Raw genomic sequence first — 17,418 nt, 5'->3', positions numbered from 1 at the left:
TTAGAGACTTGGCCTTTCGCGATCGTGAACGCGGCTGTCTGCCAGACCGATCGGGCGGAAAGGCGGCAGCTCCACCATGGCGTCGTCGAGAGCTCGAGCGTGCGGTGTCGCGATTTTGTCAAACATTACGCGAATTTTAGAATATTAAATGCAGGCAATACTGTGAATACGGAGTCATGAACGACACTTAACGGGACTATTCAAGTATCGTTCAGTACACCTTTGTTCATGGAGGCGCGGCGGACGCGCCCGGGAACAGAGGGAAGACCCAGATGCGCAAGTTCATGATCAGCCTCACCACGATCGCGACCCTGACCCTGGCGGCGGTGCCGCTGATCGGCATCACCCAGGCCGCCCACGCCGGCGAGCGCACGGTGACCGTGCGGGTCGGCGACCTGAACCTGGCCGACCCGGCCGACGCCGCCGAATTCGACGCCCGCGCCACCGACGCCACCAAGCGCTTCTGCCGCGCCCGCGCCATGAAGGAACGCCTGGACCTGCTGTCGCGCCGCGCCTGCTCGCTCGAGGTTCGCGCCGAGATCAACGACAAGCTCTCCAGCAAGCAGCGCAAGGCCCTGGCCTCGGCCGGCCGCGTGACGCCAGTGGCGGTGGCGGCCTTCTAAGGCCTCGCCCCTGCCGATCGATCCGCCGCGGAGGCCCCGGTGAACGCCGGGGCCTTTGCCGGAAACGAAAAAGCCCCGGCCTGGCGGCCGGGGCTTTCGTCTGTCCGGAGAGGCGGGCCTCAGAGGCCCTTGACGATGCCCTCGACCATCTTCTTGGCGTCGGCGAACAGCATCATGGTGTTGTCCTTGAAGAACAGCTCGTTCTCGACGCCGGCATAGCCCGAGGACATGCCGCGCTTGACGAAGAGGACGGTGCGGGCCTTCTCGACGTCCAGGATGGGCATGCCGAAGATGGCGCTGGTCGGGTCGGTCTTGGCGGCCGGGTTGGTGACGTCGTTGGCGCCGATCACGAAGGCGACGTCCGCCGTCGAGAACTCGCTGTTGATGTCCTCCAGCTCGAACACCTCGTCGTAGGGCACGTTGGCTTCCGCGAGGAGCACGTTCATGTGGCCCGGCATGCGGCCGGCGACGGGGTGGATGGCGTACTTCACCTCCACGCCCTCTTCCTTCAGCTTGTCGGCCATTTCGCGCAGGGCGTGCTGGGCCTGGGAGACGGCCATGCCGTAGCCCGGGACGATGATCACCTTGCTGGCGTTCTTCATGATGAAGGCCGCGTCGTCGGCCGAGCCCTGCTTGACGGGGCGCGTCTCGACCTTGCCGCCGGCGCCGGCCGCCGCGGCGTCGGCGCCGAAGCCGCCCAGGATCACCGAGACGAACGAGCGGTTCATGCCCTTGCACATGATGTAGGACAGGATCGCGCCCGACGAACCGACCAGGGCGCCGGTGATGATCAGGGTGGTGTTTTCCAGCGTGAAGCCCAGCGCCGCCGCGGCCCAGCCCGAATAGCTGTTCAGCATCGACACGACGACCGGCATGTCGGCGCCGCCGATCGGGATGATCAGGGTGACGCCGATCAGCAGGCTGAGCGCGAAGATGCCCCAGAACGCCCACTTGGCCTGCCCGCCCGAGATCACCAGCACCACGATCAGGCCGACGATGGCGGCGGCGATCAGGATGTTCAGCAGGTGGCGGGCCGGCAGCAGGATCGGCGCGCCGCCCATGTTGCCGTTCAGCTTGGCGAAGGCGATGACCGAACCGGTGAAGGTGACAGCGCCGATGGCCAGGCCCAGCGACAGCTCGATCAGGCTGTTGAGGTGCACATGGCCGTCATCGCCGACGATGCCGTAGGCGGCGGGCGTGTAGATGGCGGCCACGGCCACCAGGCAGGCGGCCATGCCGACCAGCGAGTGGAAGGCGGCCACGAGCTGCGGCATCGAGGTCATCGGCACCTTGCGGGCGATCACCGCGCCCACGCCGCCGCCGACGGCGACGCCGCCGACGATCAGGCCCAGGGTGACGGCGTCCAGCGCGCCCTGGCTCCACAGCGTGGCCAGGGTGGTGACGACGGCGATGGCCATGCCGACCATGCCGTAGGTGTTGCCCTTGCGGCTGGTCTCGGGACTGGAAAGCCCGCGCAGCGCCAGGATGAACAGCACCCCGGAGACGAGGTACAGGACGGCGGCGAGATTGGCGTTCATGATCTTTGCTCCCCCGATCCCGCTTACTTCTGCTTCTTCTTGTACATGGCCAGCATCCGCTGGGTGACGAGGAAGCCGCCGAAGATGTTGACCGCCGCGAAGGCCGCGGCGATCGCGCCGGCCCCCTTGGAGATCCACACCGAACCGGCGTCCGGCGCACCGGCCGCGCCATGCGCGGCGGCCGCCAGAAGGGCGCCGACGATGATCACCGACGAGATGGCGTTGGTCACGGCCATCAGCGGGGTGTGCAGCGCGGGCGTCACGCTCCAGACCACGTAGTAGCCGACGAAGATGGCGAGCACGAAGATCGCCAGGCGGAACACGGTGGGGTCGACGGCTTCCATGGGAGCCTCCCTTTCTTGATGGCGCTTAGGCGGTCTTCAGGTTCGGATGGACGATCTCGCCGCCGCGCGTGACGACCGCGGCCTGCAGGATCTCGTCCTCGAAATTGGGCTCGAACGCGCCTTCCTTGTTCAGGAACAGAGACGAGAGCGCGAACAGGTTGCGCGAATAGAGCGCCGAGGCGTCGGCGGCGATGCGGCCGGGCAGGTTGGCGTGGCCGAGGATCTTGGCGCCGTTGGCCGTCGTGACCGTCTCGTTCAGCTTGGCGCCCTCGACATTGCCGCCCTGCTCGATGGCCAGGTCGACCAGGATCGAGCCGGCCTTCATCGACGCCACCTGGGCGGCGCTGACCAGCTTGGGCGCCGGGCGGCCCGGGATCAGGGCGGTGGTGATGACGATGTCCTGCTTGGCGATGTGGCTGGAGACCAGCTCGGCCTGCTTGGCCTGGTACTCGGCCGACATCTCCTTGGCGTAGCCGCCGGCGGTCTGGGCGTTCTTGAACTCCTCGTCCTCGACGGCGAGGAACTTGGCGCCCAGGCTCTCGACCTGTTCCTTGGTGGCGGGGCGGACGTCGGTGGCGGTGACCACGGCGCCCAGGCGGCGGGCGGTGGCGATGGCCTGCAGGCCGGCCACGCCGACGCCCATGATGAACACCTTGGCCGCGGCGACGGTGCCGGCGGCGGTCATCATCATCGGCAGGGCCTTGCCGTAGGCCTCGGCGCCTTCGATCACGGCGCGATAGCCGGCGAGGTTGGCCTGGCTGGACAGCATGTCCATCACCTGGGCCCGCGTGATGCGCGGGATGAACTCCATGGCGATGGCGCTGGCGCCCGCTTTTGCAAGCGCGTTCAGCGTGTCCTTGTCCTGGTAGGGATTGAGCGCGGCGGCGACGATCGCGCCGCTCTTGAGGGCCGCGATCTCGGCGGCCTCGGGCGCGCGGACCTTGAACAGGACGTCGGCGTCCTTGATCGCGTCCTTGGAGGTCTTGGCCAGCTTCGCCCCGGCCGCCTCGTAGTCGGCGTCGAGGTAGGAGGCGGCGGTTCCGGCGCCGGCCTCGACCACCACCGAGAACCCGGCGGCGGTCAGTTTCTTGACGGTCTCGGGCGTCGCGGCGACCCGCGTTTCGCCTGCGCGGGTCTCTTTCGTGACGGCGATGACGGCCATCGGCATACCTCCCCCGTGAGCGTTGTTCGCTCCCCGAGCCCGCGAGCGTCCCGCGGACCCAGGATCCTAAAGTTGGAGCGGCGTTCGGCGGAAAGCCAACACTTTCGCCGAACGCCGCTCCAGCAGCTTGGGCTGCTCTTTAGGGGAGGTTCTTGCCCTTTGTCGAGGATTGTCCGCGTGCCGGGCGCAAAAAATTGCCGATGTCTACCGGTGTCAGTGAGCGGGGGCCGCCTTTTCCCGAAGGAACACAACGCCCAGGACGGTCATCACGACGGCCACGCCGGCCGAGGCGATGAAGCCGGCGGGGGTGCAGAACAGCAAGGTGAAGAAGGTGATCAGCACGGCGATGGCGAGCGAACCCCACTTGGTCATCTTGCCGAACGCGTCGTAGGTCGCGGCCTGCTCGTGGATGTCCATTTCACCGCGGTGATAGTCGCCGGCCATGTCGCTTCGTCCCTGTGGAAAAGAAAGTCGAATATCGCCGATACAACGGCGGGGCTCGGGGCTCAAGCGTCCAGGACGGACCGATTGTCCCAGGTTTCGGCCAGGAAGCGGGCGCGCACGGCGTCGACCGCCTGCGCGACCGTGATGTCGGTGATGCGGCCATTGCCGCCGTCGAGGATCGACAGCCAGCGCGAATAGGCCGGGACGGGGCTGGTGCCCATCAGGCCCACCGCAGGCGTGCCGACGGCGGCGGCGACGTTCAGCGGCCCCGAGTCGTTGCCCAGGAAACCCGCCGACAGCGCGATCAGGGCCGCGGCCTTGTCGAGCGTCAGGTCGCAGGCCACGACGTTGTTCGGCAAGTCGCCGACCGCCGCCCGGGCGGCCTGCGCCTCGTGCGGACCGCCGATCCAGAACACCGTGCCAAAGAGGTCGGAAAGCGCGGCGGCCGCTTGGGCGAAGCGTTCGGCCGGCCAGGTGCGCGGCGCCTCGCTGGCCCCGATGCCCAGGGTCAGCCACGGGCCGGGCTTGTCGGCGTAGCGGGCGGCGACGGCGGCGAGGGCGGCCGGATCGAGCTTCAGCGCCGGCTCGCGGCTGGTCACGGTCAGGCCGTGGGCCTTCTCGAAGGCCTCCAGCTTGTCGATCCGATGGGCCGGCCGCATGGATTTCGGCAGGAAGGGGCCGGTGTTCAGCCAGCCCTCCTGGCCGTGGCCCAGGCCGAAGCCCCGGCGTTCGGGCACGCCGGCCAGGGCGGCGGCGATGGCGGGGCGGTCGATCTTCTCCAGGATCCAGAGGGCGCGCGGCTTCTCGGTCCGGCAGATCCGCAGGAAGTCGATCACCTCGCGGACGCCCTTGAGCCTGTCCTTGTAGTTCGGGGCGTCGACGACCCTGACCACCGAAGGTTCGACGGCCAGCACCTCGGCGGCGCGGCTGGCTGGACGGGCGGCCAGCACCACCTGGCCCTCGGGCGTCGTGGCGGCGATCGCGCGAATGGTCGGCAGGTGCCACATCAGGTCGCCGATGCCGCGATCGGGCGTGTAGACCAGCACCGGTCCGTTGGATTTCCCGCCCACGGTCAGCCCCAGGCGGCCAGCAGTCCGCGGAGCCCGGCGACGAAGGCCAGGGGCTGGTCGAGCATCACGTGGTGATCGGCGTCGGGGATGGGCAAGCGCAGCACGTCCTTGGGCATCTGCGCGATCATATAGTCCAAGGTCTCGGCGTGCATAAGCCCGGACCGCTCGCCCCACATCAGCGCGGCCGGGCAGGCGATCTCGGCGAGCAGCAGGCCCAGGTCGGGCATGGAGAACCGCTGCCAGATGGCCGGGTCGAACTTCCAGGTCCAGCCGCCCTCGACCGCTTTCAGCGAGCGGCGGGCGATGTAGTCGGCGATGTAGAGGTTCTCGCAAGGCTGCGGCGGGGCCAGGCGGAAGCGGGTCAGCGCCTCTTCGAGCGTCGGATAGACCTTGGTTCCGAAGCCCGAGCGCGGCGGCGGACCCTTCCAGCGCTTCTCGGGCGGCTGGATGGAGGTGTCGACCAGGATCGCCCCGCGCAGGCGCTCAGGGTGGCGCGCGGCGCAGAACAGGGTGGGAAAGCCGCCGAACGAGTGGCCGACGAAGATCGGCTTATGCCCGCCGGCCTTGAGCTCCGCGGCCTCGACCGCGGCGAAGGCCTCGGCGGCGAAGGTGTCGGCGCTGTAGGCCTCGCGCCAGCCGCTGGCGCCCATGCCCGCCCACGAGATGGCGGCCACGCGCCAGTCCTTGGCGAAGGACGGGGCGATGAAGCTCCACCAGTCGGCGTGGGCGCCGTTGCCGTGCAGGAACAGCAGGCCCGGCTTGCCGACCTCGCCCCAGGTCAGCAGTTCGATGGCCGCGCCCTGGACCTCGATGGTCGAGCGCTCGGGCTCGACGGCGATGGCGGCGTTGAACCACGCCGGGGCAGGCGGCGGCTTGCCGTCGAACGCGGCCAGCAGCGAGGCTGGCAGGCTGTGGTCGTCGGCCATGGCTCAGGCCTCCTCGCGATAGGCGATCTCGCCAGGGCGCGGCTTGCGGGGGGACAGCGCCTTGAAGATCCCCGTGCCGGTCATCAGGGTGCGCTCAGCCGTCCAGATGCGGCCGCGCACGGTGAAGATCCCGTCCTCTTCGGCCAGCAGCTCGCCCCGGCCTTCCACGAACTCGCCCAGCTGCGCGCCGGAGAGAAAGTCGGTCATCAGCCGCACCGTGACCCACGAGTACGACCTCCGCAGCGAGATGATCCGTCCCCAGGCCATGTCGGCGAAGCTCATCAGCATGCCGCCGTGGCAGTTGCCCAGGCCATTGGTGTGGTGCTCCTCGACGCGGAAGCCCAGCGTGGCCTCGCCGGGGCCGTCGGTGCGCTCGTACAGCGGCCCGATCTGTCGGCCGAAACCCCGCGTCCAGTTCAGCTGGGCGTAGCCGTCGGGGATTGCGGCGCTCTGGGCCTCGGTCAGGTCGTCGGACATGGAGGAAGTCTAACGGCCGTTTGAATGAGGCCGCAAGACCCTCTCCCTGTGGGAGAGGTGTCGGCGAAGCCGACGGAGAGGGGAAGGGCTGATGAATTTCCGACGCCGAAGAAGCTGAAACCGCCCCCCTCCGGCCCTCCGGGCCACCTCCCCCAGTGGAGGAGGATCTATGGGCGTCGGCGCTCTTCAAGATGCTCCCCCTCTGGGGAGCTGTCGCGGAGCGACTGAGGGGGTCAGGCCGCGACTTCGCCGAACTTCCCCGCCTGGTAGTCCTGGATCGCCTGGATGATCTCCTCGCGGGTCGTCATCACGAACGGCCCGTGCGAGACGACCGGTTCCCCGATCGGGTCGGCGTGGCCCAGCAGCAGCACCGCGCCGTCGGCCGATGACAGCTCCAGCCCCTCGCCGTCGGTCAGCTCCACCAGGTTGAAGGCGCCCGCCGTCGTGTCGCCCACCGCGATCGCGCCGCGCACGACATAGAGGAACACCGCCCGGGCGGCCGGGATCGGCAGCGACAGCGCCGCGCCGGCGTCCAGCCGCACGACGCTCATGGCCACGCCGGTCAGCGACGCGATCGGGCCGGTGATCCCGTCGACCTCGCCCGAGATCAGCTCGATCGTCGCGCCGTCCTTCTCGATCTTGGGAATGTCGGGCGCCTGCAGGCCGACATAGCGCGGGGCGGTCATCTTCAGCCGGCTGGGCAGGTTGACCCACAACTGCAGGATCTCCAGCGGCCCGCCGTTCTTCTTGAAGGCCTCGGGCGACAGCTCGGCGTGGACCAGGCCGCTGCCGGCCGTCATCCACTGCACGCCGCCGGCGTCGATGACGCTCTCGTGGCCGCCGCTGTCGAGATGCGACAGCTGGCCCTCGAGGATGAAGGTCACGGTCTCGAAGCCGCGATGCGGATGCGGCCCGAACGGCAGGCCGCGATTGCCGGGGCGGTAGGTCTGCGGGCCGTGGTGGTTGAGGAACAGGAACGGGTCCAGCTGGCCGATCGCCGGGCCGGGCAAGGGGCGGCGGGTCGTGAGGTCGCCGATGTCGTCGCGATAGGCGGCGTGCAGGCGGGCGATGGTGCGGGTGGTCATGACGCTTCCTTACGCTTACGCGTGCTTCTCATCATCGCTTTCCTCGCCCTTGTGGCGAGGACCCATGCCGGCGACCGCTCAGACCTTGGCGGTCATGAAAGGTCTGAGCGGCTGGGCGATGGACCCTGGGCACAAGACCCAGGGAAGCAGGTTGGGTTATGCGGGCGGCGCGATCCCCGCCGCGCCCAGCACCTTGGCCTGCCGTTCCGCCAGCCCCTCCTCCGAGAAGCCCTCCAGCGAGGCCTCGAACAGGGCGCGCCAGTTGTGGCGGGCGCCCAGGTGCAGGAAGGCCGCGCCCAGGCCGATGGCGGCGCGGTCCATGAACACGAACTCGCGCGGGATGACGATGCCGCCGACCGACTTCAGGGCCTGGCGCACCTTGAAGGCCTCGCGGCGGCCGTACTCGCCGGGCGGCACGTCGTCGGCGACGGTGCGGACGCGGTCGTCGAGCAGAGGGCCGTAGATGAACCGGGCCCAGACGTTCAGCACGTCGACCAGTTCGTCGGTGAGGTTGGAGAAGCCCCAACTGCGATAGGCCTCGACCTGACCGGCGCGGTCGTCTTCGGAAAGGGCGCGATAGAGCCGCACGACGCCGCCCACGAAATGCGGCGGGAACACCCGGATGCAGCCGAAGTCGAGCAGGTTCAGGTGCGCGGCCCCTTCGCCGCCGAAGGTGTAGTTGCCCAGGTGCGGATCGCCGTGGATGACGCCGATATGGGTCATCGGGCCCCACCAGGCCTCGAACAGCAGCGCGGCGATGCGGTCGCGGGTCTCCTGGTCGGCGCCCTTGAAGGCCATCAAGCCCTGGCCGTCCAGCCAGGTCATCGACAGCAGGCGCTTCGTCGAAAGCTCGGTGACCGGCTGCGGCGTCCTGATGTCGTCGCGGCCGGCGAAGAAGCCGCCATAGACGGCCATCATCCGGGCCTCGCGATCGTAGTCCAGCTCCTCGCGCAGCCGGTCGCCGACCTCCTCGATCATCTGGGTGGGGTCGATCGAGCCGTCCATCTTCTTGAACAGGCCGACCAGGGCGCGCAGCTGGCCAAGATCGCTTTCGACGGCGCTCTGCATGTCCGGGTATTGCAGCTTCACCGCCAGCTGGCGGCCGTCGGGGGCGAGCGCGCGGTGCACCTGGCCCAGCGACGCGGCCGCGGCGGCCTCGTGCTCGAAGCTCTGGAACTTGCTGGCCCAGTCGGGACCAAGCTCGGCGGCCATGCGCCGGCGTACGAACGGCCATCCCATGGCCGGCGCGTTGGTCTGCAGCTCGGCCAGTTCCTTGGCGAACTCGGGCGGCAAAAGGTCGGGCACGGTGGCGAACATCTGGGCCGCCTTCATCAGCGGTCCCTTCAGATTGCCCAGCGCCGCCTTCAGGGCCTTGGCGTTGCGCGCGGCGGCGTCGTCGCCGGCGAAGACGCGGTTGGCGCCATAGCTGACGGCGGCGCCGGAAAGACCCGCCCCGACCTTGGCGAAGCGCGCCAGACGGCCGGAGAGGCGGTCGCGTTCAGGGTCATTGCTCATGCGGGGAACCCCCTCCGGCCCTCCGGGCCACCTCCCCCAGAGGGGGAGGATCCAGAAACGCCGAGCCAGATGCTCCCCCTCTGGGGGAGCTGTCGCGGAGCGACTGAGGGGGTCTCACACCAGCGCCTCGAACTCGTCCACCAGCCGCTCCAGCTGCCGGCAGCCCGCCGCCCAGAAGGCCTTGTCGCGCGGGTTCAGGCCGAAGGGCTTGAGGGCCTCGACATAGGTCCGCGTGCCGCCGGCGGCGAGCAGGTCCTCGTAGAGAGGGGCGAAGCTTTCCGGGTTCTCGCGGCGCTTCTCCATCAGGCCGCGCACCAGAAGGTCGCCGAAGGCGTAGGCGTAGACGTAGAAAGGCGCGTGCACGAAGTGGCTTACATAGGCCCAGTAGTGCTCGTAGCCCTCGTTGAGCACGACGGCCGGGCCCAGGCTCTCGGCCATGGTCTCCATCCACAGCGCGCCGATCTGGTCGGGCGACAGCTCGCCGTCCTGGCGGGCGGCGTGGAACCTGCGCTCGAAGCGGTGGAAGGCGATCTGGCGCACGACGGTGTTGAGTCCGTCCTCGATCTTGCCCGCCAGAAGGCCCTTGCGGTCGGCGGGCGTGGCCTCGGCCAGCAGACGGTCGAACACCAGGCCTTCGCCGAAGATCGAGGCGGTTTCGGCCAGGGTCAGCGGCGTGTCGGCCAGCAGGGTGCCCAGCGGCGCGCACAGGGTCTGGTGCACGGCGTGGCCCAGTTCGTGGGCCAGGGTCAGCACGTCGCGCCGCTCGCCCATGTAGTTCATGAAGACGTACGGATGGCGGTCGGCCGTGACCGGGTGCGAATAGGCGCCCGACTGCTTGCCGGCCCGGGGGCGGGCGTCGATCCACGGCTGGGTGAAGAAGGTCTCGGCGGTGTCGGCGAACTTCGGGGCCAGGGCCTGAAAGCTCTCCAGCACCACGGCCTTGGCCTCGGCCCAGGGATAGGTGCGCGGCTGGGCGGCGTCGAGCGGGGCGTTGCGATCCCAGTAGTCGAGGGTCTTGCGGCCCATGGCCTTGGCCTTGAGCGCGTAATAGCGGTGCGACAGGCGCGGATAGGCTTCGACCACGGCCGCCTCCAGGGCGTCCACGGCGTCGGCGTCGACCTCGTTGGCCAGGTGCCGCGAGTGGGCCGGGTCGTCGTAGCGCCTCCAGCGGTCCTCGACCTGCTTTTCGAAGGCCAGGGTGTTCATCACCAGGGCCTGGGTGGAGGCGCGCTCAGACAGGGCCTGGGCCAGGCCGTCGGCGGCGGCCTTGCGGCGGCGCACGTCCGGATCCGACAGGCGGTTGAGCGCCTCGGGCAGGGTCAGGGCTTCCTTGCCGACCTTGGCCGACAGTTTGGCCAGGGTCTCGTCGTAGAGGCGCACCCAGTTGGCCACGGCCGGGCCGCGGTCGACGATGTAGCGCTCCAGCTCGGCCGACAGTTCGTGCGGGCGCGACAGGCGCAGGCGGCGCAGCCAGGGCGTCCAGCGGCGGGTCGGCTCGTGGGCTTCCAGCGCCGCGTTCAGCTCGGCGTCCTCCAGCTGGTTCAGCTCCAGCGAGAAGAACAGGCTTTCGGCGGCGATCTGCGACGAGCGCGCGCGCAGGTCGGCCTCGAACTTGGCCCAGGCCGGGTCGTCGCGGGCGGTCGAGGCGGCCAAGCCGGCATAGGCGCCCACGCCCCACAGGCCGTTGACGGCCTCCTCGTAGAGCCGGATGCCGCGATCGAGCAGCTTGCCCAGGCGCTGAGGCTCGCCGCGCGCTTCCAGGAACATGCCCTCCAGCGAGGCCAGTTCGTCGTTGGCGGCCTTGGCGGCGGCCAGGTCGGTTTCGATCCTCGGATCCTCGCGGCCGGCATAGAGGTCGGCGAGGTTCCACTCGGGAAGGGCGTCGGGCTTGAAGGGCGCGTTCATGATGGGAATGGATATGGCGTCTGGAGGGCGGGAGGCAATCGGAAGAGGCGGGTTTCTCCGCTCAGGTCTCGAACGCGGCTATGATGGGACAGGGTCCACGATCATCCGTGCTGCAGGTGTGGAGCAGGCGCGAAAGCCCCGCGCGGGCGGCCTGCAGCTCCGCGATCCTGTGGTCCAGGTCGGCGATCCGCTCGCGGGCCAGTTCGCGGGCCCGCGCGCGGTCCTCGCCGGCGTCCAGCGCCAGCAGCTCGCCGATCTGCTCCAGGGTGAAGCCCGCGGCCTGGGCGGAGCGGATGAAGCGCAGCCGGCGCACGGCCTCGTCGCCGTAGCGCCGCACGCCGCCCGACAAGCCGGAACCCTCGCCGCGCTCGGGCGTCTCCAGCAGGCCCCGGCGCTGGTAGTAGCGGACCGTTTCCACCCCCACGCCGCCGGCCCGGGCCAGGCCCGCGATCGTGGCGGCGGGTTTCGTCGTGGCCATCGCTTGACTCCGTACCATGGTACGGAACCCATATGAGCCCGGTCCCGCTCGCGCACAAGGAGACCGCCGTGACGTCCGCCGCTTCCGCCGCCCCCAAGAAGGCCGTCCTCTACCGCATGGTGATGGACAAGCACGTCTGTCCGTACGGGCTGAAGGCCAGGCATCTGCTGCGGTCCAAGGGCTACGAGGTCGAGGACCATCACCTGACCACGCGCGAGGCGACCGACGCCTTCAAGGCGCAGCACGGCGTGAAGACCACGCCGCAGGTGTTCGTCGGGGGCGAGCGGATCGGCGGGTTCGACGACCTGCGCCGCTGGTTCGGCGGCAAGCCGCGCGATCCCAAGGCCAAGACCTACCAGCCGGTCATCGCCCTCTTCGCCATGACCGCCCTGCTGGCCCTGGCGGCGACCTACGTCGTCGACGGAACGCCCTTCACGATGCGGGCGATCGAGTGGTTCATCAGCTTTTCGATGGTGGTGCTGGCCATCCAGAAACTGCGCGACGTCGAGAGCTTCTCGTCGATGTTCCTGGGCTACGACCTCTTGGCCAAGCGCTGGGTTCCCTACGGCTACGTCTATCCGTTCGCCGAAGGCCTGGCCGGGGTGCTGATGACGGCCGGCGTGCTGACCTGGTTCTCCGCGCCCCTGGCCCTGGTGATCGGCGGCGTCGGCGCGGTGTCGGTGTTCAAGGCGGTCTATATCGACAAGCGCGACCTGAAATGCGCCTGCGTCGGCGGCGACAGCAACGTGCCGCTGGGCTTCATCTCGCTGACCGAGAACGTGATGATGGTGGCGATGGCGGCGTGGATGCTGGTTGGGCGCTAGGCCCGAAGTTCCTCCCCCGAGTAGCGAAGCGAAACGGGGGAGGGGGACCGCGAAGCGGTGGAGGGGGCGTGACCGGGCGCTGAGCTCCGTCCCTCGCCCCCTCCGTCACGCTGCGTATCCGCAGCGCGCCACCTCCCCCGCTAAAGCGAGGGAGGAGCAGTTAGTTCTAATGAACCCCCAGCGCCTCCGGCGTCACCGCCACGAGGTCGTCCTGTCCCAGAGTCACGGCGGCCAGCTGGCCGGGGACCTGGGCCAGCACGCTTTCGGCGTAGACCCGCAGCAGCTGGCCGCGCAGGGCCTCGGCTTCCGGGGCCAGGGCGCCCTTGGCCAGCATCCAGCCGCCGACCGTGTCGCCCAGCAGCTTGAGGTAGGCCGTGGCGCCCGACAGGGCGTCGGGCATGGAACGGGCGCGGCGATCGACCAGCCAGGCGGTGGCCGAGGCGGCGGCGTTCAGGGCGGCTTCCAGGCGGCCGGCGACCGGGGTCAGCGACGCGTCGGCGGCCTTCAGGGCCTCGATGGTGTCGCGGATGTCGTCCATCAGGTCGGCCACGGCCTGGCCGTCGGCCAAGCCGAGCTTGCGGCCGATCAGGTCGATGGCCTGGATGCCGTTGGTGCCCTCGTAGATCGGGGTGATGCGGGCGTCGCGATAGTGCTGGGCCGCGCCGGTCTCCTCGATGAAGCCCATGCCGCCGTGGATCTGCACGCCCAGCGAGGCGACTTCGACGCCGACGTCGGTCGACCAGGCCTTGGCGATCGGGGTCAGGAGCTCTTCGCGCAGCTTGGCGGCCGCGCGGGTTTCCTCGTCGGCGGCCGCGTGGGCCAGGTCGGCGGCCACGGCGGTCGACAGGCAGATGCCGCGGGCGGCCTCGATCTTGGCCTTCATCAGCAGAAGGGTGCGGCGCACGTCCGGGTGGTCGAACAGGCGCGAGGGATAGGCGCCCGTCCAGGCCGAGCGGCCCTGCACGCGCTCCAGGGAGAAGTTCAGGGCCTGCTGGTAGGCGCGCTCGGCTATGGCGACGCCCTGGGCGCCGACCTGCAGGCGGGCGGCGTTCATCATCGTGAACATGTGGGCCACGCCGCCGTGCAGCTTGCCGACCAGCTCGGCCTTGGCGCCTTCGAACAGCATCACGCAGGTGGGCGAGCCGTGGATGCCCAGCTTGTGCTCCAGCCCGCCGACGCGCACGTCGTTGCCCGCGCCCATCTTGCCGTCGTCGTCGACCAGCACCTTGGAGGCCAGGAACAGCGAGATGCCCTTCACGCCGGGAGGGGCGTCGGGCGTGCGGGCCAGCACCAGGTGGACGATGTTGTCGGCGGCGTCGTGGTCGCCCCAGGTGATGAAGATCTTCTGGCCGCTGATCGTCCAGCCGCCCTGGCCGTCGGGCGTGGCCATGGTGGTCAGGGCCGCCAGGTCCGAGCCTGCCTGCGGCTCGGTCAGGTTCATGGTGCCCGTCCATTCGCCCGAGACCAGCTTGGGCAGGAACACGCTCTTGTGGCGTTCCGTGCCGTGCAGGGCCAGGGCCTCGATCGCGCCCAGGCTCAGCATCGGGCACAGGCCGAAGGCCATGTTGGCGGCCTGCACCATTTCCAGGGTGGCGATCTCCAGCGCCTTGGGCAGGCCCTGGCCGCCGTGCTCGGGCGCGGCGGCCAGGCTGGTCCAGCCGGCTTCGGCGAAGGCCTTGTAGGCGTCGGCGAAGCCGGGCGCCGCGCGCACCACGCCGTTTTCAAGCTTGGCGCCGACGAGGTCGCCCTGGCGATTGATCGGGGCCAGCACCTCCGACGCGAACACGCCCGAGGCCTCCAGCACGGCGTCGACGGTGTCGGCGTCGGCCTCGGGATAGGCGTCGGCCAGCCGGCCGAAGTCCGCCACGTGGCGCAGGGCGAAGGCGAGGTCGCGGACGGGGGCGCGGAAAGTCATGCGGGGGCCGATCTGTTCAAGCGTCGGGTTGGGGTATGTGATCCCTGTTTAGATCGCGCGGCCTATCGCGCCAAGGACCGCCTGTCGATCACGGCTTCGTGAGGAGACGCCCCTTCAACTGGACGGTGAAGTTCCTAAGTCGGGGTAATCAGCAACCGTCACTATGACAGTTTTGTCAGTTTGGAGATCTGAGACCATGGCTCGCCCCTTCGCCTACGCCATTCTGGCCGGCGCCCTTCTCGCCGCTCCGCTCGCGGCTCCGGTCGCCGCCCTGGCGCAACCGGCGACGGATCCCGCCGCCGCTCCGGCCGGGACCTGGGCCCTGGACAAGCGCCACGCCAGCCTGACCCTGCGCGTGAAGCACTTCGGCACCTCGAACTACACCTTCCGCCTGTCTGGCCTGGACGGTTCGTTCGCCTACGACCCGGCCAAGCCGCTGGACTCGAAGGTGTCGATCACGGTCGACCCGAAGTCGGTCGACACCGGCCTGCCGAACTTCAACAAGGAAATCTCGGACGATCCGAAGTTCTTCGACTCGGCCAAGTACCCGACCATCACCTTCGTCTCGACCAAGATCGAGCAGACCTCGGCGGGCAAGGGCAAGCTGACCGGCGACCTGACCTTCCGCGGCGTGACCAAGCCGGTGACCCTCGACGTCACCTACAACGGCTTCGCCAAGACCCCGTTCGGCTCGCAGATCATGGGCTTCTCGGCCACGGGCAAGATCAAGCGCTCGGAGTTCGGCTTCACCCACCTGGTGCCGATGGTCTCGGACGACGTCGACCTGGCGATCGAAGCCGAATTCAATCCGAAGAAGTAAGATCCTGACCTAAGGGACGGCCCAATGACCGCCGAGACGCATTCCAAACCCGCCTCGGCGGCGGGTCCTGTCCGCTATTCGACGGTGGCGATCATCCTGCACTGGCTGATCGCCGCCGCTCTGATCTTCCAGGTGATCCTGGGCTGGCGGGCCGACGACGGCCCCAAGGGGGCCGAGACCTTCGCCCTCTTCCAGCTGCACAAGTCGATCGGCATCACCATCCTGGTGCTGAGCGTCGCGCGCCTGCTGTGGAAGCTGACCCACAAGTCGCCGCCGGCCCCGGCCGGCCAGCCGACCTGGGAGAAGATCGCCGCCCACGCCGTGCATGTCGGCTTCTACGTGATCATGATCGGCCTGCCCCTGACCGGCTGGATCATCGTCTCGACCAGCCGCATCAACATCCCGACCATCCTTTTCGGCGCCATTCCCTGGCCGCACCTGCCGGGCCTGCCCGAGCTGGCCGCCGGGGCCAAGGACGCCTGGAACAACATCGGCCACCTAGGCCACGGCCTGCTGGTCAAGTTCACCTACGTGCTCTTGGCCCTGCACCTGGGCGCGGTGGCCAAGCACCAGATCCTCGACCGCGACGAGGTGTTCGGCCACATGGCCGCCGGCGCCAGGCCGGGCCTGAAGGAGCCGCGCCTGTGGCTGGCCGCCGCCGGCTTCGCCGCCGTGGTCGCCGCCGGCTACCTCTATACGCCGGCCAAGGCGAAGGCTCCGGCCGCCGCCCCCGAACAGAGTGCCGCCGACGAGCTGGCCCTGCCCGACGAGACGCCGGCCGCAGCCGCTCCGGCCGCGACGCCCGCCGGTCCTGCGACCGCCGCGCCGATGGCAGCCGCCGAGGCCACGCCGCCGCCCGCCGACAGCGCCCTGAAGGACCCGGTCGCCTGGGCCGTTCAGAAGGGCTCGCACCTCGACTTCAACCTGGCCTGGGCCGACACGCCGATCCAAGGCAAGTTCAGCCGCTGGACCGCCGACATCCTGTTCTCGCCCGAAGCCCTGGACCGTTCGAAACTGACCGTCAGCATCGACCTGGCCTCGGCCGGCACGGGCGACGGCCAGCGCGACGAGAGCCTGCAGGGCCCCGACTTCTTCAACACCTCGGCCAATCCCAAGGCGACCTTCACCGCGACCAAGTTCCGCAAGACCGCCGAAGGCCGCTTCGTCGCCGACGGTACGCTGGACCTGCGCGGCGTGAAAAAGCCGCTCAGCCTGCCGTTCAGCCTGAAGATCGACGGCGACACGGCCACGGCGCGCGGTGTAACCACCCTCGACCGGACCGCGTTCGGGGTTGGACAGGGCGAATGGGCGTCGACGGATCAGATACCGGCCAAGATCAAGGTGAGCTTCGCCTTGACCGCCAGGAAGAAGTAGCCCGCGCGGGGCGGGCCCTCGCCAACGGGGGCCTCGTCCTGCTGCCCACCGAAACCGTCTACGGCCTCGGGGCGGATGCGTCCGACCCGGCGGCCGTGACGGCGATCTTCGAGGCCAAGGGGCGTCCGCGCTTCAACCCGCTGATCGCCCACGTCGCCGATGCCAAGACCGCCGCCCGCATCGCCGCCTTCGACGAGCGCGCGACCGCCCTGGCAGAGGCGTTCTGGCCCGGCCCCCTGACCATCGTCGCGCCCGTGAGGGATACGGCCGCCGTCTGCGACCTGGCCCGTGCAGGGCTGGAGACCGTCGCCATCCGCGTGCCCGGCCATCCCCTGGCGAGGGCCGTGCTGGCCGCGTTCGGCGGACCGGTCGTGGCGCCCTCGGCCAACCGCTCGGGCCGTCCCAGTCCCACGACCTTCCAGGACGCCTTCGCCGAGACCGGCGACAAGTGCGCCGCCGTGCTGGACGGCGGGCCGTGCCAGGTGGGCCTGGAATCCACCGTCGTCGCCGTGCTCGATGGACCCGTGCGCCTGCTGCGTCCCGGCGCCGTCACCCGCGCCCAGCTGGAGGCGGTGGTCGGACCGCTCGCCGAGGCCGAGGACGACGCCAAGCGCTCGCCTGGGCGCCTGGCCCTGCATTACGCCCCCGACGCGCCGGTGCGCGTCAACGCCGCGGCGCCGAACGCCGGCGAGGCCTTCCTGGCCTTCGGCCCGTGGCCGGAAGGGGAGGGGGTGTTCAACCTCAGCCCCACGGGCGATCTGGCGCAGGCCGCCGCCAACCTCTTTTCCTACCTGCGGGCGGCGGATCGCACCTCGCCGGCGGCCATCGCCGTGGCGCCGATCCCTAGTCTGGGGTTGGGTGAAGCCATAAACGACCGCTTGAAGAGAGCGGCGGGGTTTGTAGGTTAAGGCCACGAAT

Annotated in this window: 17 protein-coding genes and 1 pseudogene; 6 read left to right on the top strand and 12 right to left on the bottom strand. The window is 69.5% G+C overall.

Annotated elements, in window-relative coordinates:
• Positions 1 to 272 precede the first annotated feature (272 nt).
• Positions 273 to 623 (top strand): UrcA family protein, encoded by a 351-nt coding sequence (locus C1707_RS03305; protein WP_101711529.1) that lies wholly within the window; start codon positions 273 to 275, stop codon positions 621 to 623.
• A 119-nt stretch (positions 624 to 742) separates the two neighbouring features.
• Here the strand turns inward: C1707_RS03305 and C1707_RS03300 are convergent, their stop codons facing one another.
• The 11 genes from C1707_RS03300 to C1707_RS03250 form a co-directional block, all read right to left on the bottom strand.
• Positions 743 to 2,161 (bottom strand): NAD(P)(+) transhydrogenase (Re/Si-specific) subunit beta, encoded by a 1,419-nt coding sequence (locus tag C1707_RS03300; RefSeq protein ID WP_101711530.1) that lies wholly within the window; start codon positions 2,159 to 2,161, stop codon positions 743 to 745.
• A gap of 23 nt (positions 2,162 to 2,184) precedes the next feature.
• On the bottom strand, positions 2,185 to 2,505 hold the full coding sequence (locus tag C1707_RS03295) for a proton-translocating transhydrogenase family protein (RefSeq protein ID WP_101711531.1): 321 nt from the start codon (positions 2,503 to 2,505) through the stop codon (positions 2,185 to 2,187).
• A gap of 25 nt (positions 2,506 to 2,530) precedes the next feature.
• Complete coding sequence (locus C1707_RS03290) at positions 2,531 to 3,673, bottom strand: Re/Si-specific NAD(P)(+) transhydrogenase subunit alpha (protein WP_164467265.1); 1,143 nt, start codon at positions 3,671 to 3,673, stop codon at positions 2,531 to 2,533.
• Between the two features lie 207 nt (positions 3,674 to 3,880).
• Positions 3,881 to 4,111, bottom strand: a complete 231-nt coding sequence (locus C1707_RS03285; RefSeq protein WP_101711533.1) for an aa3-type cytochrome c oxidase subunit IV — start codon at positions 4,109 to 4,111, stop codon at positions 3,881 to 3,883.
• 62 nt (positions 4,112 to 4,173) lie between these two features.
• Positions 4,174 to 5,118 (bottom strand): glycosyltransferase family 9 protein, encoded by a 945-nt coding sequence (locus C1707_RS03280; protein ID WP_101711837.1) that lies wholly within the window; start codon positions 5,116 to 5,118, stop codon positions 4,174 to 4,176.
• Positions 5,119 to 5,183: 65 nt separating this feature from the next.
• On the bottom strand, positions 5,184 to 6,107 hold the full coding sequence (locus tag C1707_RS03275; protein WP_101711534.1) for an alpha/beta fold hydrolase: 924 nt from the start codon (positions 6,105 to 6,107) through the stop codon (positions 5,184 to 5,186).
• A gap of 3 nt (positions 6,108 to 6,110) precedes the next feature.
• Positions 6,111 to 6,584 (bottom strand): PaaI family thioesterase, encoded by a 474-nt coding sequence (locus tag C1707_RS03270; protein ID WP_101711535.1) that lies wholly within the window; start codon positions 6,582 to 6,584, stop codon positions 6,111 to 6,113.
• 233 nt (positions 6,585 to 6,817) lie between these two features.
• Complete coding sequence (locus C1707_RS03265) at positions 6,818 to 7,669, bottom strand: pirin family protein (RefSeq protein ID WP_101711536.1); 852 nt, start codon at positions 7,667 to 7,669, stop codon at positions 6,818 to 6,820.
• A 156-nt stretch (positions 7,670 to 7,825) separates the two neighbouring features.
• Complete coding sequence (locus tag C1707_RS03260) at positions 7,826 to 9,184, bottom strand: ABC1 kinase family protein (RefSeq protein WP_101711537.1); 1,359 nt, start codon at positions 9,182 to 9,184, stop codon at positions 7,826 to 7,828.
• A 114-nt stretch (positions 9,185 to 9,298) separates the two neighbouring features.
• Positions 9,299 to 11,089, bottom strand: a complete 1,791-nt coding sequence (locus C1707_RS03255) for a M3 family oligoendopeptidase (RefSeq protein WP_101711538.1) — start codon at positions 11,087 to 11,089, stop codon at positions 9,299 to 9,301.
• 61 nt (positions 11,090 to 11,150) lie between these two features.
• A complete protein-coding gene (locus C1707_RS03250) occupies positions 11,151 to 11,567 on the bottom strand; it encodes a MerR family transcriptional regulator (protein ID WP_101711539.1) in 417 nt (138 codons plus the stop codon).
• A 68-nt stretch (positions 11,568 to 11,635) separates the two neighbouring features.
• Between C1707_RS03250 and C1707_RS03245 the strand changes: the two genes are divergently transcribed.
• Both C1707_RS03245 and C1707_RS26560 read left to right on the top strand, forming a co-directional pair.
• A complete protein-coding gene (locus C1707_RS03245) occupies positions 11,636 to 12,391 on the top strand; it encodes a MauE/DoxX family redox-associated membrane protein (protein ID WP_240633854.1) in 756 nt (251 codons plus the stop codon).
• 30 nt (positions 12,392 to 12,421) lie between these two features.
• Positions 12,422 to 12,535: pseudogene (locus tag C1707_RS26560) on the top strand (hypothetical protein); the annotation flags it as partial.
• 22 nt (positions 12,536 to 12,557) lie between these two features.
• On the opposite strand, the gene C1707_RS03240 reads toward C1707_RS26560, so the two are convergent.
• Entirely contained in the window at positions 12,558 to 14,306 is a 1,749-nt protein-coding gene (locus tag C1707_RS03240) for an acyl-CoA dehydrogenase family protein (protein WP_101711540.1), read from the bottom strand.
• A gap of 196 nt (positions 14,307 to 14,502) precedes the next feature.
• Between C1707_RS03240 and C1707_RS03235 the strand changes: the two genes are divergently transcribed.
• From C1707_RS03235 to C1707_RS03225, 3 genes are read left to right on the top strand one after another with little or no spacing between them, the layout of a single operon-like run.
• On the top strand, positions 14,503 to 15,126 hold the full coding sequence (locus C1707_RS03235) for a YceI family protein (protein ID WP_101711541.1): 624 nt from the start codon (positions 14,503 to 14,505) through the stop codon (positions 15,124 to 15,126).
• Between the two features lie 24 nt (positions 15,127 to 15,150).
• Positions 15,151 to 16,500 (top strand): YceI family protein, encoded by a 1,350-nt coding sequence (locus C1707_RS03230; protein ID WP_101711542.1) that lies wholly within the window; start codon positions 15,151 to 15,153, stop codon positions 16,498 to 16,500.
• A complete protein-coding gene (locus C1707_RS03225; protein WP_101711543.1) occupies positions 16,431 to 17,408 on the top strand; it encodes an L-threonylcarbamoyladenylate synthase in 978 nt (325 codons plus the stop codon). The genes C1707_RS03230 and C1707_RS03225 overlap by 70 nt, the downstream gene beginning before the upstream one ends.
• Positions 17,409 to 17,418: the final 10 nt, after the last annotated feature.

The sequence above is a fragment of the Caulobacter flavus genome (assembly GCF_003722335.1).
GTDB classification, from domain to species: Bacteria; Pseudomonadota; Alphaproteobacteria; order Caulobacterales; family Caulobacteraceae; genus Caulobacter; species Caulobacter flavus.
Note: the sequence above shows the minus strand (reverse complement) of the source record. Positions and strands in the feature narration are given on the sequence as shown.

Excerpts from the sequence above, each read along its gene's own strand:
- C1707_RS03305 (WP_101711529.1), top strand. The coding sequence starts at position 273 with ATGCGCAAGTTCATGATCAGCCTCACCACGATCGCGACCCTGACCCTG.
- C1707_RS03300 (WP_101711530.1), bottom strand. The coding sequence starts at position 2,161 with ATGAACGCCAATCTCGCCGCCGTCCTGTACCTCGTCTCCGGGGTGCTG.
- C1707_RS03295 (WP_101711531.1), bottom strand. The coding sequence starts at position 2,505 with ATGGAAGCCGTCGACCCCACCGTGTTCCGCCTGGCGATCTTCGTGCTC.
- C1707_RS03290 (WP_164467265.1), bottom strand. The coding sequence starts at position 3,673 with ATGCCGATGGCCGTCATCGCCGTCACGAAAGAGACCCGCGCAGGCGAA.
- C1707_RS03285 (WP_101711533.1), bottom strand. The coding sequence starts at position 4,111 with ATGGCCGGCGACTATCACCGCGGTGAAATGGACATCCACGAGCAGGCC.
- C1707_RS03280 (WP_101711837.1), bottom strand. The coding sequence starts at position 5,118 with ATGTGGCACCTGCCGACCATTCGCGCGATCGCCGCCACGACGCCCGAG.
- C1707_RS03275 (WP_101711534.1), bottom strand. The coding sequence starts at position 6,107 with ATGGCCGACGACCACAGCCTGCCAGCCTCGCTGCTGGCCGCGTTCGAC.
- C1707_RS03270 (WP_101711535.1), bottom strand. The coding sequence starts at position 6,584 with ATGTCCGACGACCTGACCGAGGCCCAGAGCGCCGCAATCCCCGACGGC.
- C1707_RS03265 (WP_101711536.1), bottom strand. The coding sequence starts at position 7,669 with ATGACCACCCGCACCATCGCCCGCCTGCACGCCGCCTATCGCGACGAC.
- C1707_RS03260 (WP_101711537.1), bottom strand. The coding sequence starts at position 9,184 with ATGAGCAATGACCCTGAACGCGACCGCCTCTCCGGCCGTCTGGCGCGC.
- C1707_RS03255 (WP_101711538.1), bottom strand. The coding sequence starts at position 11,089 with ATGAACGCGCCCTTCAAGCCCGACGCCCTTCCCGAGTGGAACCTCGCC.
- C1707_RS03250 (WP_101711539.1), bottom strand. The coding sequence starts at position 11,567 with ATGGCCACGACGAAACCCGCCGCCACGATCGCGGGCCTGGCCCGGGCC.
- C1707_RS03240 (WP_101711540.1), bottom strand. The coding sequence starts at position 14,306 with ATGACTTTCCGCGCCCCCGTCCGCGACCTCGCCTTCGCCCTGCGCCAC.
- C1707_RS03235 (WP_101711541.1), top strand. The coding sequence starts at position 14,503 with ATGGCTCGCCCCTTCGCCTACGCCATTCTGGCCGGCGCCCTTCTCGCC.
- C1707_RS03230 (WP_101711542.1), top strand. The coding sequence starts at position 15,151 with ATGACCGCCGAGACGCATTCCAAACCCGCCTCGGCGGCGGGTCCTGTC.
- C1707_RS03225 (WP_101711543.1), top strand. The coding sequence starts at position 16,431 with ATGGGCGTCGACGGATCAGATACCGGCCAAGATCAAGGTGAGCTTCGC.